At 40.8% G+C, this 13916-nt stretch carries 21 protein-coding genes; all 21 read right to left on the reverse strand.

Features of this window, described 5'->3' with window-relative positions; translation table 11 throughout:
* The 21 genes from OEL90_RS08545 to OEL90_RS08645 all read right to left on the reverse strand — a co-directional run bounded on the left by OEL90_RS08545 (position 1) and on the right by OEL90_RS08645 (position 13903).
* Positions 1–258, reverse strand: coding sequence for a hypothetical protein (locus OEL90_RS08545; RefSeq protein WP_300687945.1), 258 nt, complete (start codon positions 256–258; stop codon positions 1–3).
* Positions 259–277: 19 nt separating this feature from the next.
* On the reverse strand, positions 278–1180 hold the full coding sequence (locus tag OEL90_RS08550; protein WP_300687947.1) for a conjugal transfer protein TrbL family protein: 903 nt from the start codon (positions 1178–1180) through the stop codon (positions 278–280).
* Positions 1181–1248: 68 nt separating this feature from the next.
* Positions 1249–1686, reverse strand: a complete 438-nt coding sequence (locus tag OEL90_RS08555; protein ID WP_300687949.1) for a hypothetical protein — start codon at positions 1684–1686, stop codon at positions 1249–1251.
* Positions 1687–1698: 12 nt separating this feature from the next.
* Complete coding sequence (locus tag OEL90_RS08560) at positions 1699–2040, reverse strand: DUF3852 domain-containing protein (protein ID WP_300687950.1); 342 nt, start codon at positions 2038–2040, stop codon at positions 1699–1701.
* A gap of 28 nt (positions 2041–2068) precedes the next feature.
* Positions 2069–3811 (reverse strand): hypothetical protein, encoded by a 1743-nt coding sequence (locus OEL90_RS08565; protein ID WP_300687952.1) that lies wholly within the window; start codon positions 3809–3811, stop codon positions 2069–2071.
* 63 nt (positions 3812–3874) lie between these two features.
* Complete coding sequence (locus tag OEL90_RS08570) at positions 3875–4432, reverse strand: DUF6550 family protein (protein ID WP_300687954.1); 558 nt, start codon at positions 4430–4432, stop codon at positions 3875–3877.
* Positions 4433–4532: 100 nt separating this feature from the next.
* Positions 4533–5069, reverse strand: coding sequence for a hypothetical protein (locus tag OEL90_RS08575; protein WP_331488123.1), 537 nt, complete (start codon positions 5067–5069; stop codon positions 4533–4535).
* Positions 5066–5461, reverse strand: coding sequence for a DUF4320 family protein (locus tag OEL90_RS08580; protein WP_300687958.1), 396 nt, complete (start codon positions 5459–5461; stop codon positions 5066–5068). Before OEL90_RS08580 ends, OEL90_RS08575 begins: the two co-directional genes overlap by 4 nt.
* Before the next feature lie 14 nt (positions 5462–5475).
* Positions 5476–6348, reverse strand: a complete 873-nt coding sequence (locus tag OEL90_RS08585) for a secretion protein F (RefSeq protein ID WP_300687960.1) — start codon at positions 6346–6348, stop codon at positions 5476–5478.
* Between the two features lie 6 nt (positions 6349–6354).
* Positions 6355–7284: a type II secretion system F family protein gene (locus OEL90_RS08590; RefSeq protein WP_300687961.1), complete on the reverse strand. Its 930-nt coding sequence runs from the start codon at positions 7282–7284 to the stop codon at positions 6355–6357.
* Positions 7285–7286: 2 nt separating this feature from the next.
* Positions 7287–8744 carry a CpaF/VirB11 family protein gene (locus OEL90_RS08595; protein WP_307730932.1) on the reverse strand — a complete coding sequence of 486 codons (1458 nt, stop codon included), beginning with the start codon at positions 8742–8744 and terminating at the stop codon, positions 7287–7289.
* Entirely contained in the window at positions 8738–9550 is an 813-nt protein-coding gene (locus tag OEL90_RS08600; protein WP_300687963.1) for an AAA family ATPase, read from the reverse strand. Before OEL90_RS08600 ends, OEL90_RS08595 begins: the two co-directional genes overlap by 7 nt.
* A gap of 1 nt (position 9551) precedes the next feature.
* Entirely contained in the window at positions 9552–10352 is an 801-nt protein-coding gene (cpaB, locus tag OEL90_RS08605; RefSeq protein WP_300687965.1) for a Flp pilus assembly protein CpaB, read from the reverse strand.
* Between the two features lie 39 nt (positions 10353–10391).
* The gene (locus OEL90_RS08610; RefSeq protein ID WP_300687967.1) at positions 10392–10595 is read right to left on the reverse strand and encodes a hypothetical protein; all 204 of its coding nucleotides are present in this window, start codon (positions 10593–10595) and stop codon (positions 10392–10394) included.
* A gap of 14 nt (positions 10596–10609) precedes the next feature.
* Positions 10610–11062, reverse strand: coding sequence for a prepilin peptidase (locus OEL90_RS08615; protein ID WP_300687969.1), 453 nt, complete (start codon positions 11060–11062; stop codon positions 10610–10612).
* Positions 11022–11216 (reverse strand): DUF6133 family protein, encoded by a 195-nt coding sequence (locus tag OEL90_RS08620; protein ID WP_334305966.1) that lies wholly within the window; start codon positions 11214–11216, stop codon positions 11022–11024. Before OEL90_RS08620 ends, OEL90_RS08615 begins: the two co-directional genes overlap by 41 nt.
* Positions 11217–11281: 65 nt before the next feature.
* Positions 11282–11659 (reverse strand): SpoVG family protein, encoded by a 378-nt coding sequence (locus OEL90_RS08625; protein WP_300687973.1) that lies wholly within the window; start codon positions 11657–11659, stop codon positions 11282–11284.
* A 17-nt stretch (positions 11660–11676) separates the two neighbouring features.
* Positions 11677–11916, reverse strand: coding sequence for a DUF6133 family protein (locus tag OEL90_RS08630; RefSeq protein WP_300687975.1), 240 nt, complete (start codon positions 11914–11916; stop codon positions 11677–11679).
* A gap of 24 nt (positions 11917–11940) precedes the next feature.
* Entirely contained in the window at positions 11941–12498 is a 558-nt protein-coding gene (locus tag OEL90_RS08635) for a YodL domain-containing protein (protein WP_300687977.1), read from the reverse strand.
* 62 nt (positions 12499–12560) lie between these two features.
* The gene (locus OEL90_RS08640) at positions 12561–13058 is read right to left on the reverse strand and encodes a hypothetical protein (protein ID WP_300687978.1); all 498 of its coding nucleotides are present in this window, start codon (positions 13056–13058) and stop codon (positions 12561–12563) included.
* Positions 13055–13903, reverse strand: a complete 849-nt coding sequence (locus OEL90_RS08645; RefSeq protein WP_300687980.1) for a DNA adenine methylase — start codon at positions 13901–13903, stop codon at positions 13055–13057. Before OEL90_RS08645 ends, OEL90_RS08640 begins: the two co-directional genes overlap by 4 nt.
* Positions 13904–13916: the final 13 nt, after the last annotated feature.

The raw sequence follows: 13916 nt of genomic DNA on the forward strand, positions 1-13916 counted from the left end.
CTACAACCTCCATTCATACATTTGCTGCTTTAAAATAAAAAAGGCACAAGCATAACAGATAAAATCCAAAATACTCGTGTCCTCAAATCGGATTGCTAAAAAGGCATAAACTGCTGTTAACACTATAGGAAGCAGGATTCCAGTCTGTGAAAGCGCAAATACAGATATCAGAAGTCCCACTCCAATAATGCCTATATCTTTTAGTTCCCAAAGCCAAAGTGTGGCTTTAGCTTTCAGGTTGTCAGGGTACATGTACATCTATCACTCCTCCTCTTTTTTATTTTGGTATAGCCTGTGCTATCGTTCTAGTTGTATTAACGGCTGCTTGAGCGGTGTAAACCGCACTCATCACATTGGCTTTTGTTGATGTATCTAGACCAAAGGCACCCGCGATTCTTGGTACTTCTCCAGCTGATAACATGAGTCCAAGACCGAGGAGCGCGTTATCTTTTACCACCATTAGCCCTGCAGTCAGTATTGTTGCCTGCAAAAAAGTCGTGAGGCACAGACCAATGATTTGCTTTATCCACTGAATAAATCCATCTATATATCCTCTTGGCACCGAGAACATATAAAGACTTCCTACAGCTATCTGTATGAGCAGGATTCCACCTCTTTTAAGGTTTGCAAAGAACACTTTCACGACTGCATATCCCATGAGGATAATAATAAAAAGAGCCATAATAGGACTCGTTATCGTAGAAAGTCCACCGAAAACACCTGAACTGCCTACGCTTGAAACATCACTGATGTTTCCCAGTTCCCCAATAATTGCATTTGCAAGATCTCCAACGCCGCTATTGTGACCCGTAATGCCTGCAGTTAAACTGCTTTGTAGCGTTACTGATAGCTTGTAGAGTTCAATCGGTACAGTTGTGAAAAGACTCACTGCCATAAATCCTTTGATGGCATTAAGCGCAGCATCTTTGACACTTCCTCTTCCTGATTGATACTCAATTCCTGTTTCAAAGCAAGACACAACTAACCCCACCACATACAGTATCCAAGCAAGATAAGTAAAAAAAAGCACAATGCTTTGCACCCATGTCATATCAAAAAGCTCAACACCCATGTTGCCCATCTGGGCAAAGAAATCTCCCAGAAAACCAACGAGGTGACCATAGAACCAGTCAATAATCTGATCCATGACATCACCCATTACAAAATCCCAAATAAACATTTGACAGCAACCTCCTTTCCATCAAAGTGAAAAGGCATGCCGTTTTTATCACGACATGCCTCTCTTTATTACATTTGTTGATTTAGAGAATAACTGTTTTTTATCTCCTGTGTCTGCTCTTTGAATAGCTCAGCATAGTCACTCACTGATTCAGCCATTACTTTGTAATCAGAATTTGTTGGCTCGTAGGCATACCACTCCACTTTTTCGTTATAAATCCAGACGTATGGCTCTATTCCATCTCTAAAGTTAGGATTGTTGAGTTTTTTCTTTCCCCAAACATCTGAAAACTTCAAAGTGAGTGTGTCAATGACGCCATCATTTTTATCAATGACTGTCGCCTTGATTCCCTCATATTTCTGATAGGTACCTAGAGTAACAAATTCAAGTTTCATTCTAGTTTTCTCACCCAAAGTACCATAGCAGGCTTTTCCTATGAATTTGACATCATCGAATGCGTGATCCTTTGCGAAAAATCTTTTTAGTTCCTGTTCAAAAAAGTTCATAGACAAGGCCTCCTATATCCCAAGTATTTTCCAAATATATGTTGGGGCAGTTAATGTGAAAACAAGACACGCAAATAAAATGGCCGGCGCTGCCCATTCAAATTGTCCGTGTTTCCGATAGTCAAAGTATGCCATCCCAAGTTTAGCAAAGAAAAAAACCGCTAGAATAAGGTCGATTGCCGGAAAGACTACCTTGTTCACAACGGTTTTGATTTGCCCAGAGGCATCAGTCCAAGTGCTCTCAATTGCTCCTGCAACATCTCCAGTACCACCTGCAAAGGCTGTGGTACTAAACATTAATGTCAGCAGTAATACCATGCAGATAATCACTGCTATTTTTTTATATTTTTTCATTTAGATTTTCCACCTCTCTTGTTTTTAACTAAGGTTTTAGCGGTGCAATGTGCCAGTCATTCCAAAGGTTGCCCCTGATTGTTAACGAGTCCATTAGGTTCATGGATAACATCCCAACAGGAGTCCATGCATCGATGACCCAAGTATTCACTGTGTAGTTTCCATCAGGCATCCATATAGGTGTGAAGTGTGTTCGGTTATTGTAAGTGCTATATGGATTCCTCTTATACTCAAATCTTGCCGTTGATCCACTTTGAATTTTTTCAAGTAGCCTCCAGTAAGTTTTGTACTGAAACTCTGGAAAATAAGCCACTGCATTCTGAGGATGTGTGATTGCGGTGCTTTGGTTACTGATGATTGATGCAGTTACAGATTCATTGATTCCGTATCCACTTTTCATTGTTCTGCCATTTGCGGTTGGGTTTTTACTGTCGCATTTGATACTCATGTTCGATGAAAAAGTAGCATAATATTGATCAAGGTTAAATTCCCACCATCCTCGATCAACCCAATTGGATACCCAATAACTACTCGAGTGCGAGTGTCCCTCGCTATCCGTCCATGAGTCTCTCTCCCAATGACCTTCATCGACCCAGTATGCAAACCACCAAGGGCGCCAAATACTCCAATCTGCCCTTGTCATTTCTTGTCTTGCAGGTACTGATGAAAATGTGAACTCATCGTTCCTATCATCTGCTACAGGATTTGGTGGCGGATTCTTATCAAGGTCAATGATTTTAACATGAATCGTTGATTTCGAAGTATTTCCGGGACCACTTACAGTTACTTGTATGGTCATGTTATTTGGTTCTAAAGGCGTCCTCCATTTGACCCATGCCAATTGTGAATCACCACTCGGATAAAATACATTTCCAACGTTATAGGTAGTTCCTTCAATGCTAAAACTGACCCGCGTTGGGTGATCTGGATCCGATTGACCACCACTAACTGTAACCGCTGTGATGACATCAGTGTTGACTCGGTATTCATAATCATTAGCACTTACTACTGGTGCTTCGGTTGGCTCATCCTTATACCTGACTAAACCAAGTCCTAATGAGGATTTAATATTTGCATTTGTAGCTGGTGTTGTCGTGCTACCACTCCACGCAGGATATCCTAAATCCGCAACTTCTAAGAACATGGCTAGTGGCAAGTTTTTATGAGTCAACGAGACCATACGTTTTCTTAGTAAACCGTTTACTTTCTCATCATACATGGCGGCTTCAGTCGCAGTAGTTGCAATCATAACCCCTTCAAATTTGTAATATGCCATCGGTTCAAGGAGTAATTTATAATCGCCACTGACTAAAACGTCATAGTTCATACCTGTCTGATTGGTAATCAACTTGACTAGATACTCCGAACAGAAGTATTTTTTAATAGCTGTTATATTATTTTTTCCGCTCGTACTGATAATCTTAGGCATGCTCAGAGATGGTTTCACACTAGTATATCCACCTTTTACTGGCGACAGTGCTCTACCGCTACTGTATTGGACTTTACTCACTTTACCAAAGTGATAAATGGACGCACTGGGTTGCTTGTTTGTAATATCAATCGGTGTAGTTACAACTGCGTGATCACTGCTACGAACAACAGTAACCCTAACGCCTTCATTCCCGGGATTCCATACGTTGGTACTTGTTCCCGAACCCATGTCTCCACCACCTGTATCGATGTTTCCGTCCCCATCAGCAAATGCATTCACTGGTACCAATAGACTGAATATCATCAGAATCATCAAAACGCTTGTAGCTATTTTTTTCATTTGTGCTCCTTTCTGCAAAAGAAAAAGCACCGCTATATGCAGTGCCCTCATTTGCTACTATTCTTAATCCATCGATCCAACTTCTTTGTTGATATCTCCATCGCTTTCTCCGTTAATCACTTGATTCGCTCCACCATCTGGCACACTATCAAATCCAGGTAATCCACCAGAAGGTTTCTGTTCCGTAGTCGTTACCGGTTTATTTGGCTTTGGTGTTGTAGTCGTTGTAGGATTCTTATCTTCTGATTTTGGTGGATCTACTTTTTCGCCGTCAGGCTTTTGTGTCGGATCAGTCAGTTGTTCTTCAGTATAAGTTGGTTTATCGGGAACATCACCTTGAATTTTTTGGTCTGTTCCTGTATCGTCTGCACCACTATCCACTTGAGTTTCTTTTGGCACTTCGATTGGCTCGACCTTGACCTCGTCATTTTTATTTGTTTCTACACCATTTGGATTTTCTACGACAACTTCACTGATTTCAGTGTTTTGTGCTTTATTGACCTCCTCGGCCACTGGTGCTTCCGTAAATCTAGCCCCGATCATCACAATAAGTGCCACGCTGATCACAAGACCGCAAGCCAGTACTACTCTTTTCTTCGTTTTATCATTCATATTTTTCATGAGAAATGCCTCCTTAATTTTTAAAGTATTGTCCCTCTTAAACCTCACCCTAGCACAAGCTTTTTGAACAGTCTACTATAATTTGACAAGTTCTTAGAGTCTAAAATTTTGGGGTATAACCAGCGCTGTTTTTGACCTTAATTATCATGGGTGGCAGAAGTTTTCCACCAAATGATACAGGTACTTCAAGCATGATGGAACTATCCACATTAAACCTTTGCTGATGGATATCTCCGCTAGCCAGTGGCGCATTTTGAATATCAACGTTCAAATCCCATATTTTGAACTCTGTTTTACCTTCGTTGGTTATTTTTATATGGTCATAGCCAAGTTGATTCAAACCGAGAATGCCATCTAATCGATCATAAATATCCCCATAATCGAAGGACTCTTCAAAATCCGAATCAATAGGTTGATACCCACCTGAGTACCCTTCACGAACACCATGATATACATCGTCATAATTGTCACTGACTGTTGAAATAACAGCTGACTGAAGTGCATCACGGACACCTTGTGCAACAATCATGAGCCTGAAATATTCAGAGATTCCAGTGAAAATCATAACCAAGCACAGCGTGATGGCAACTGCCAGTGGAAAACCACTGCCCCTGTTGTTTGACAGTACTCTTTTCACTTCCAATAAACTTCCCCCTTTCCTGCAGCATCAGCTCTGAGGGTAATCGGGAAAGATCCAAAACCGTCGAACAGTCCTATGTTAATCGGATAAGTCACAGTCACTGTTATTTCCTCGTTGAGCTGAATCTGACCTGATTTTGACCATACAATCGTTGGGATAATTCCAGTTTTTTCTCTTAAAATCAGTTCTCTTTGGGTAGTTTCTGTTCCCACTCTTCCAGCAATTTCTGCTTCTCTCATTAGCTCTACGGCAAAGGTGTCCACCTGCTGTTTGATGATGTAGGCAGGAAATACCTTAACCGCTAGCGCAATCACGAGCATTGCACAAAGGACAAGTACTACCACATCAATGTATCCTTCACCACGGTTGCTTTTTAATAAATGCTTCACACGATACCTCCTCCCTAGAACATTCCACCAAGGGAACGTAGAATTTCATACACAATAATTGCCATGTAGGTCATGAGAAAACACATGAGCATGATGAAGCTGAACACTCGAATTTTAGGTGGTATTTTCATCGCCTGTGCCTTCAGTCTTTGAAGTTCCAGTTGTTTCATATCATGAGCAAGCATTTGAAAATATACGCCACCTTCGTCACCTCTAAGAACACCAATTAATCCTCTTGTGATATCTGATAGCATAGGTGAATTGATTCTTGCCTCAAATCTTGTCAAAGCAGCTTCATAACTGCTGGACCGCATATCCGCCGTTAAAACGTCCAGTTCATTTCCAAACTCCTCCCCAGCATTTTTCTTAAAGTTCTCAAGTATTCCAAGGACATCCCTGCTCGCTTTTAATTCTTGTGTAATCGTAGCCACAAATCTTGGCAGTTCGGATTCAATTTTTTCTCTTTTGGCAGACAGTTTTTCATCTGCCTTTTTAATTTCTTTAAAGTAGATCATCACAGCAAGGAACATCAAAACAGGAGCAAGTAACGGCAAAACCAGAAGGCATGGAATAACATTAATCGCCACAAGTAAAGCCTTAACAAGTGCGAACGCCATGAATTCTTCTGGGCTTTGGCTCATTCCTGCGGCTTTCAAAGTATTTTTCATCCTGCTTTTTTTGTATTCATCCATAGGAAGATGTTTGGCAATCTTCACCGACAAACTGCCAATCAAAACATCCAGATTTTTCGCCTTACCCTTATTCTGACTCACTGCAGAGATCATGGCTTTCCCCGTTGCAAGCCTTGGAAGCTTGAATACCTCAGCTAGTATGAAGAATAGACCCACGGCAAACAGAAGTCCAAATAACACAATCAATATCATCATTTCTGCCTACCTCCTATACTCAATGGGCTGTGTCAGCTTAATAACAAATGCTGCCGAAATGAAGATAGCAGCAAAACAGATGGCTAGAATAATCTGGCCAAGAGGTGTATGCATTAAAGCGTTATACCAGTCTTTGTTCAAAAAATATAATAGCGGTATGTTGCCAACCACTAAGAGCTGCATAGAGATAAATTCTTTTCTTGGTTCAAAAACCATGTTTTCTAGCTCACCATTTACCACTCGCATATCAGAAAGCTTTGATACAATGGGTGTCAGTGTGGTTTTTAGGTTTCTATCAATCTGGCATGCAATTAAAGCATCGCACCACTCACGAAACACAGCGTTTTCAAGCTGTACTTTCATGTCCTCCAAACCTGCTGCAATGTCTGGGTTGATCATCTTAATGCGATAGACGAAACCTTTGAATACAGACAGAACTGGCGGATTCAGATAGTCGATGTTTTCTTCTACCGCAGTCACAATATCTTCATTTCTTAGGTACGCTGTCGTGATGATCGACAGAGCTGTTTCAAGTTCAGCTGCAATATCCCTTTTAAAATGGGTCTGTGTCAGCCTCACATACCAAAACGGTAGAAGCATAAAACCGATGCCAAGTACAGGCACTGAAAAGAAATTGCCAAGCACAATTGCAATGCCGCTTCCAATGGCAAAAAGAAATAGCGACACTGCGCAGATCATTGGAAACCATCCTTCTCGCCCAGTCAGCTTCAATATTGACTGCACTTCAATGACTTCTCGTCTAAAGTAAGACACTTTCTTTCGTTTGGTTATTTCATTTATTTCTTCTTTGATACTGCGCGGTTTGTTCAAAATGTTTTTAAAAACGCTATCTGTAAATTCCATTGGTGATAACGATAAGAGTATAAAAAAGCCCGTTATCATTCCGATACAGGCTATTAGTAGTATTACATTCATCTCTAAGTCACTTCCCTTCGTTTCATGCGATTGATCATTTCAATAGGCATTCCATTTTCAAGGAGTCGTTTTGAAAGGCTCTCAGATATAGTGCACTCCTGTTTATGTGTTCCCTCAATGATAAATTTGCCTTGCTCATCCATTCGATTTTCAGTAATGATGTACTGAAACAGTGCACGATAACTCCTGGATCCATCCGGTAGAATTTCGCATTCCATGATCTCCATCATCTTTCGTTGCTTGTTTTCAAGCTGTTTGCAAAAGACCACGATTGGATAGGCTTCTGTTACATATCCCATAAGCGTGTCATCTGACATATCCACCGCACGTTTACAAAGGGATACCATCCTTCGGTAGGTTGCTTCACAAGAGTTGGCATGAATTGTTGTAAGTACCGCAATACCTGTTCGAGCGGCCTCCTGAGCCGCGTTTGCTTCAGCACCACGCATTTCACCAACTACTGCAATATCAGGGTTAAACCTAAGTGCCATATCAAGAAGCATGATTTGGTCGACTCTTTGTTTTTCATTCTCACTGTCACGAGTGATGGTATGAATCACTGAATTGACGACCTTCCCCTCATCATGACGGATCAAATCAAGCTCACGGGATCCATTTTCAATGGTGTAGATTCTCTTATTGTTTGGGATGGTTGTCAGTAGCCATCCAAGGACCGTTGTTTTACCAGAGCTTGTTGCTCCTGCTACGCAAACAGAAATGCCGTAGCGGATGAGGTTGGACAGGAAGTCGAGCATCTCTTCCGTTGCTGTACCACTCCTGACAAAATCCTCTTTCTTCATACTTTGAGGATTAACAATTCGGATAGATGCTGCAATGCCAACGTCTTCATCCACAAGTGGCGTTTTAAGGACAGCAATTCGGATATTCTTTGAAAGATGTCCAAGGACTGCAGGGCTTGCGTTATCAAGGACCATCCCAGAGACGTGAAGCATTCTTCTAATGACATTGATGGCATGTTCAGGCGAATCGAAGTGTTCCTTTAATTTTTCATTTCGCCCATCAGAGTATTGCACTTCGATATCCTTCCATGAGTTGATATCTATCTCTTCAATGCCTTTCCCAAAGATGTATTTTGTCAGAAAACCATACTCAGCCATCTCGGTATATAGGACATCCACCAGTTCCTGTCCATCCATGCCCTTAACTGCAATTCTTTCATTCATGACATAATTGCTGATGTAGCGTTTCATCTGCGCTTTGGCATCTTCCAATCCCTGATCAGTAATCAAAACCGAATAATTACTTGAGATGAATTCTTGCACTTCTTTGAGCACCGTTTGAAAATCTTTTTTCTCTGACTCTGGGGCAAAAAATAAGGAGTGGGTACGATTTTCAGTACCCAGCTCCTTGTTTTTCTTATGTTTACTCGAGGTGTTCATCAGTTCTTCCATTCGTTTTTCCATTGGTTCAATGCCTAATACCTCTTGATTATCTAACATCCGAACACCTCCTTTGCAATTTTTTCAATTTCTTTTCTGAACTCCCTGCTGTTTTTAAGTGTCAGGTCAGCAAGTAAATTTCCTGAGAGCGTCTGCTCTTCAACTTCTTCAGAATTTGGCAGTTTAAATGAAACAGTCCCAAGCGCCCCGGCCATATGCTCTATACCGTGATTGGATTTGACATTGGAAGCGACTTTGTACTGTTTGTCCATATCCCAGTTGCTATTTTGCAAGAGTGACAGCTGACTGGAGAGATAACTTATAGATTTTAAATCACAATTGGCAAGCCTGAGGACGCTATCACATTCAAGAAGCGAAACAGCTGATAAAATGTCATTGGCAATATAGCTGCTGCAGTCAATGATGACAAACGGCGCAATTCTTCTTAGCGATTCAATGAATTCCAACGCTTGTACTTTTGAATACGAAGCATAGGTATACTCATTTTCGCCTTTCAGCATGCCAATCATCGTTAGATACGCCATCTTCTTGTGGGTGATCATGTTGTATTTCACCAACGGTTCGGTCACATGTGTTGCAGATAGAATACTTCCAAGGGATTTTTCACATTCCAAATCTGATGGCGGACAAATACAAGGTAGCATCGGTGCAGTCATATCACAGAGCACTAAAATGACATTTTTCTTTTTATCCGCAAGATACTTAGCTAGTTTAACTGCTGTTGTTGTTTTCCCTGATCCAGGACTCCCCCAAACAGCAAGAACGCCGCCATGGAGGATCTCTTCTTTTACCGATTCTTCTTTGGCATCACGGGAGAAGATTGAATTCTTTTTAAAGTTAATCATTTTACTCCACCTCACCAACCTGATTTAAAACTTCAGATTCATTTTTCTCAGATTTATCAGCTGTTGTGCTCTTTGGATATGCATCTGAAAGAACCTTTGATTGTATATCAAGGAACTTCTTCGCATTTAACGGTTCACCACGATATACAAGTGATAGATGGGTCTTTCCATCAGACTCAAGACTTGCTAGTATATTACCCTGTTCTGGAGTTACAAGCAGTGTAACGGTTGAAGGCAATTCCCTTTCGTCCTCATTCGTCTTCTTCTCTCCTGTATTGGCATCGTAACCGCTTGAAGCAGTCACCGATACGACTTCTACATATTTAAGCTCTGGTGGAATAACAGTCGCCCCAAGTTTTTTATAATCAGGCGCAATAACTGATACAATATCACCACTTTGAAGCTTACCTGAAAGACCATTTGCAAAGCTTTTAATGGTAATGGACATGGCTTGTTTACTGCCATCCAGATTATACAAATAAGCATTTTCAGCAGCCGGTGATTTTGAAACTTTTACATTCAAGATATAATCGCCAATGGATAAATCAGCAAGTGCATAGCTTCCAACTACTGTTTCTTTTGATCGCATGACATCTGTTGGGAGATTGTACCCACCGACTTCAACGTTCTGAACCATATCCTTAGTAATTTGTTCCCCTGCCTTGATTTCTTTTATTACACGGACAATATCCGTCTTTTGACTGATGCCTTTATTGAATAACGGCGTTATGCCAAAGCAAATGAGGAGTGAAAGCACAATGCAAAACACCCCAACAACCATTCTGTTTTTAAATAGATTCATACGTACCTCCGATTTTTATGGATTCTTTTCTTTAGATTATTACCGCATCACCATTTCCTGACCTGTGATCAGCTTTAATTCGCCAGTCTCAATCAGTTCGTTAACTTCATTCTCTGTATAGATGAGCACCTCTGCATTCTCATCATTTTCAGGAGCAAGTACCATAGATCCTGACCACTTGCCTGCATACGCATAGGTTTCATGGTTATAGCTCGTTTCAAATCTTTGTCCTTTTACAAACACTTTCACCATCTCCTTTATAAGAAATAGACACATACATAGCCAAGAGCGAGAAAAGGCGCTAGCGGATATGCCCTGCGCCCATACTCCTTGCTCGAGATTCTATAAATCAGTTTTACTGTTCCGTGAAAAATGATCACTAGACTCAGTCCAATGGCCATACCAATCAATGCTTTCCAAAAGCCAATAACAAGACTGACTACAGCTACAAGCTTAATATCTCCACCACCAATCCCTGATGGACTCACCATAGCTGCAAAGAGTAATGGGAGTGCTGCCATTATGCCAAATAGATGAACAATCTTAAAATCTAGTATTGATATCAGTGCAACCAACGACCAAATGGCCGTTGGTATTTCTCTTTTCTTGATATCTGTATAGACTGCACATCCCATCAAGCAGAAAAACAGCACCGCTTGAACGATGCTGCTACCCGGCATAGTTGAACATATTCCTGATTCTTTGCTCAAGGGTGGGCATAACCACATCACCAAACAAAGCATAAAGCCCTGCAAGAAGTAGAGCGCCAAGTACTACTGCAATCAGAATTTTGACCGCTGTATCGATGTAGCCTTCACCTTGGTTGTTGCTGATTGCAGCTTTTGTTAAAACTACTTTTGACATTATTTCATTGCTTACTTTTCTCATGATTCTCTTCATATGATTTAACCTCATCTTTCATTTTTTATTTACATCGTCATCTCTTGCGATGGATCACTTTGTTCAGGTACTTCCTGCTTTTGCTCATTCTTTTGTTCCTGTGCATGCCCCTGAGTCAATGCTTGTTCATAGGCATTTAGAACGGCTTGATCAAACTCTTTTCTAGACTCGGTGGTACAAGGAAAGCAGATGTCTTTGTATTCTCCATTACCTGCTTTGTAGCTTGGCATAGATACAAATAATCCTTTTGACCCTTCCATGAGTTTGATACCTCTGATAGCGAAAGCATTATTGATGTTAACGGTTGCAGTTGCTCTTAAGGTCCCTTCTGGTCTGATGCTTTGGATTTTCACATCATAGTGAAGGCCTGATTCTTCTTTTTTCTGCTTGCTTGTTGTTTTTCCCATGATTTATCGCTCCTCTCTTAATGTGGGCTACCACCATAATTGAACATGTCTCTAATTCTTTGAGTCAGTGTCGGCATGACCACATCGCCAAACAAAGCGTAGAGCCCTGCAAGGAGAAGTGCGCCAAGGACCACTGCAATCAAAATTTTTACTGCCGTATCGATATAGCCTTCCCCTCTGTTATTTCTCATGGCTGTCTGTGCCTTGATAAACTGTTTTAAAGCAAACTCATTTGATTTCTTTAGTAATCTCTTCATTGATAATCCTCCGTAATTTTAGTTTTACATACTAAGTGTCATGCCCTGTTCGCGTGACTGATCAGCAAATTCAATTGCTTTGAATCCGAATTGGTCCACATAGTGAAATTCACTGCTGCTATCATCGTAAAGCTCCACCACATCAGAAATTGAAAGAGAATGTCCTTTAAAATCTGATGGATGGTCCATGTTGAACTTTGTATAGATAGACTCAAGATTATTGGTGTCTAGTCCTCCATCAAAGACTACATCGTAATTATCTTTACTCGGTTCTCCTGATACCTTCAGTACTTCATCATAGGCTCTGAACCTCAGTTCGAGATTTGAGTCTGACTTCAACTGCCAGATTCGAACGTTTTTAAGGGGACTGCTATGCTCTAATGAGTCACCTAACTGTTCACCTTTAGAAAGCCTTTCGAAAACGCCGTCAGTCCAATTTGTATTGAACTTTTTATCTGCAAGCCACTCTTCGAATTCTTTACTTTGAAAAATTGTGTCTACTGTCGCTCTATCTTCTTTGACATAGCCTGCAGGATTCCCATAATAGATTAGCAGTCCATTTTTCATTTCAATACCGCCCATTTACATCACCTCCCATTGCCCCATGCCCACCCCTATAAACTGTTTTAAGATTTTGGTTACTTCTACTTCCCATAAATGATTCTTTCAGTCATCAGACACTCATTGAGGCAAGATAAGCAAACCCCAATGTCATTAAGTAGCCTAAGCATGTCTTCAGGCACATCGGTGAGATCATGTTTGTATTCAGCCTCCATGACCATTACTTCACCACTCGCCTCCGTTGTGAAAGCACAAAGCTTAGCGTCTTTTGGAATGCCTGCTTCTTCAAGAATAAAATCTGGCAGTTTGATTGCGACTGCATCTTCTGTTTCAGCTGGATCGCAGTCCTCACAGCAAATGCCTGTTGCACCAACGAGAGCGTTGTACAATTCTTTGAGTATTTCTTCAAGTCCCTCAATGGTTTCTAATACATCCATCACTGTCATTTCAGATTTGGTAAGCACTACACCACTTTTGATAATGGTTGCTTCGAGCATTCCAACATCACCAATTTTTCTTTCTGCTGATTCTGTAATGGGAAGGCACAGAAAACCTTTGACCTTTTGCTCTGATTTTTTCATAAGCTGATTTCCTCCTTGTTTAGTTCGTTATTGATATCAAATAAATTCATTTGTCCCGAGCCATCTCGCTCACGTTCGTGCATGTCATAATTAGCAATGAGTATCTCTGGGAACTGAGCGCCGTTATCATATCGTTGCTTGATGTTATTGATTCGGTTGTAACTTTCGATCATAATGCCAGGGGCATCATACAGTTCTCTGATATACTCGCAGTCGTTGTAAGAGAGAAGAAATTTCCCTTCGATGCCAAGCAGTGTATCTCTGAGTCTGATGTGATCTTCCTTTTGAAAACCACCTTCACCGACATTCTTGTAGTATTTTTCGGTGTCGAAGTACGGTGGATCCAAATAAAAAAAGCTGACAGGGCGATCATATTGCCTTATCAACTTTTCAAAATCTTTATTTTCGATGACGACTTTAGCAAGTCTTCGGTGAGCTTGCTCTATGATAGGAAAATTGCTTCTGATATCATGTGGCTGGCTACCGAAACTTGTAAGCCCCGATGCATAGCTGTATCTGATTAGTTGATAAAAACACGCTGCACGTTTGATATCATTTTCAACATACGCCTTATCAAGCACTGCTTTGACTTCATCAAAATCCTCTCTGGAATTTAAAACATACTTCAGCTCATTTTGAAGTTCTTCATATTGATCCCTGACACATCGGTATAAATTGACAAGCAAACTATTGAAGTCATTGTAGACTTCAAAATCATTGCCCGGTGGTTTATGAAATAGAACCCAGCCACCACCTCCGAATACTTCAATATACCTTTCATAATAAAGCGGAAAGAGTGAAACAATCAGTTCCCTCATGGATTTCTTTCCGCCTATCCAACTCATAAAACTATTAATA

This window comes from Acidaminobacter sp., from assembly GCF_030247605.1.
Lineage (GTDB): Bacteria > Bacillota > Clostridia > Peptostreptococcales > Acidaminobacteraceae > Acidaminobacter.

Excerpts from the sequence above, each read along its gene's own strand:
- OEL90_RS08545 (WP_300687945.1), bottom strand. The coding sequence starts at position 258 with ATGTACATGTACCCTGACAACCTGAAAGCTAAAGCCACACTTTGGCTT.
- OEL90_RS08550 (WP_300687947.1), bottom strand. The coding sequence starts at position 1,180 with ATGTTTATTTGGGATTTTGTAATGGGTGATGTCATGGATCAGATTATT.
- OEL90_RS08555 (WP_300687949.1), bottom strand. The coding sequence starts at position 1,686 with ATGAACTTTTTTGAACAGGAACTAAAAAGATTTTTCGCAAAGGATCAC.
- OEL90_RS08560 (WP_300687950.1), bottom strand. The coding sequence starts at position 2,040 with ATGAAAAAATATAAAAAAATAGCAGTGATTATCTGCATGGTATTACTG.
- OEL90_RS08565 (WP_300687952.1), bottom strand. The coding sequence starts at position 3,811 with ATGAAAAAAATAGCTACAAGCGTTTTGATGATTCTGATGATATTCAGT.
- OEL90_RS08570 (WP_300687954.1), bottom strand. The coding sequence starts at position 4,432 with ATGAAAAATATGAATGATAAAACGAAGAAAAGAGTAGTACTGGCTTGC.
- OEL90_RS08585 (WP_300687960.1), bottom strand. The coding sequence starts at position 6,348 with ATGATGATATTGATTGTGTTATTTGGACTTCTGTTTGCCGTGGGTCTA.
- OEL90_RS08590 (WP_300687961.1), bottom strand. The coding sequence starts at position 7,284 with ATGAATGTAATACTACTAATAGCCTGTATCGGAATGATAACGGGCTTT.
- OEL90_RS08595 (WP_307730932.1), bottom strand. The coding sequence starts at position 8,744 with ATGTTAGATAATCAAGAGGTATTAGGCATTGAACCAATGGAAAAACGA.
- OEL90_RS08600 (WP_300687963.1), bottom strand. The coding sequence starts at position 9,550 with ATGATTAACTTTAAAAAGAATTCAATCTTCTCCCGTGATGCCAAAGAA.
- cpaB (WP_300687965.1), bottom strand. The coding sequence starts at position 10,352 with ATGAATCTATTTAAAAACAGAATGGTTGTTGGGGTGTTTTGCATTGTG.
- OEL90_RS08620 (WP_334305966.1), bottom strand. The coding sequence starts at position 11,216 with ATGTCAAAAGTAGTTTTAACAAAAGCTGCAATCAGCAACAACCAAGGT.
- OEL90_RS08625 (WP_300687973.1), bottom strand. The coding sequence starts at position 11,659 with ATGGGAAAAACAACAAGCAAGCAGAAAAAAGAAGAATCAGGCCTTCAC.
- OEL90_RS08630 (WP_300687975.1), bottom strand. The coding sequence starts at position 11,916 with ATGAAGAGATTACTAAAGAAATCAAATGAGTTTGCTTTAAAACAGTTT.
- OEL90_RS08635 (WP_300687977.1), bottom strand. The coding sequence starts at position 12,498 with ATGGGCGGTATTGAAATGAAAAATGGACTGCTAATCTATTATGGGAAT.
- OEL90_RS08640 (WP_300687978.1), bottom strand. The coding sequence starts at position 13,058 with ATGAAAAAATCAGAGCAAAAGGTCAAAGGTTTTCTGTGCCTTCCCATT.
- OEL90_RS08645 (WP_300687980.1), bottom strand. The coding sequence starts at position 13,903 with ATGAGTTGGATAGGCGGAAAGAAATCCATGAGGGAACTGATTGTTTCA.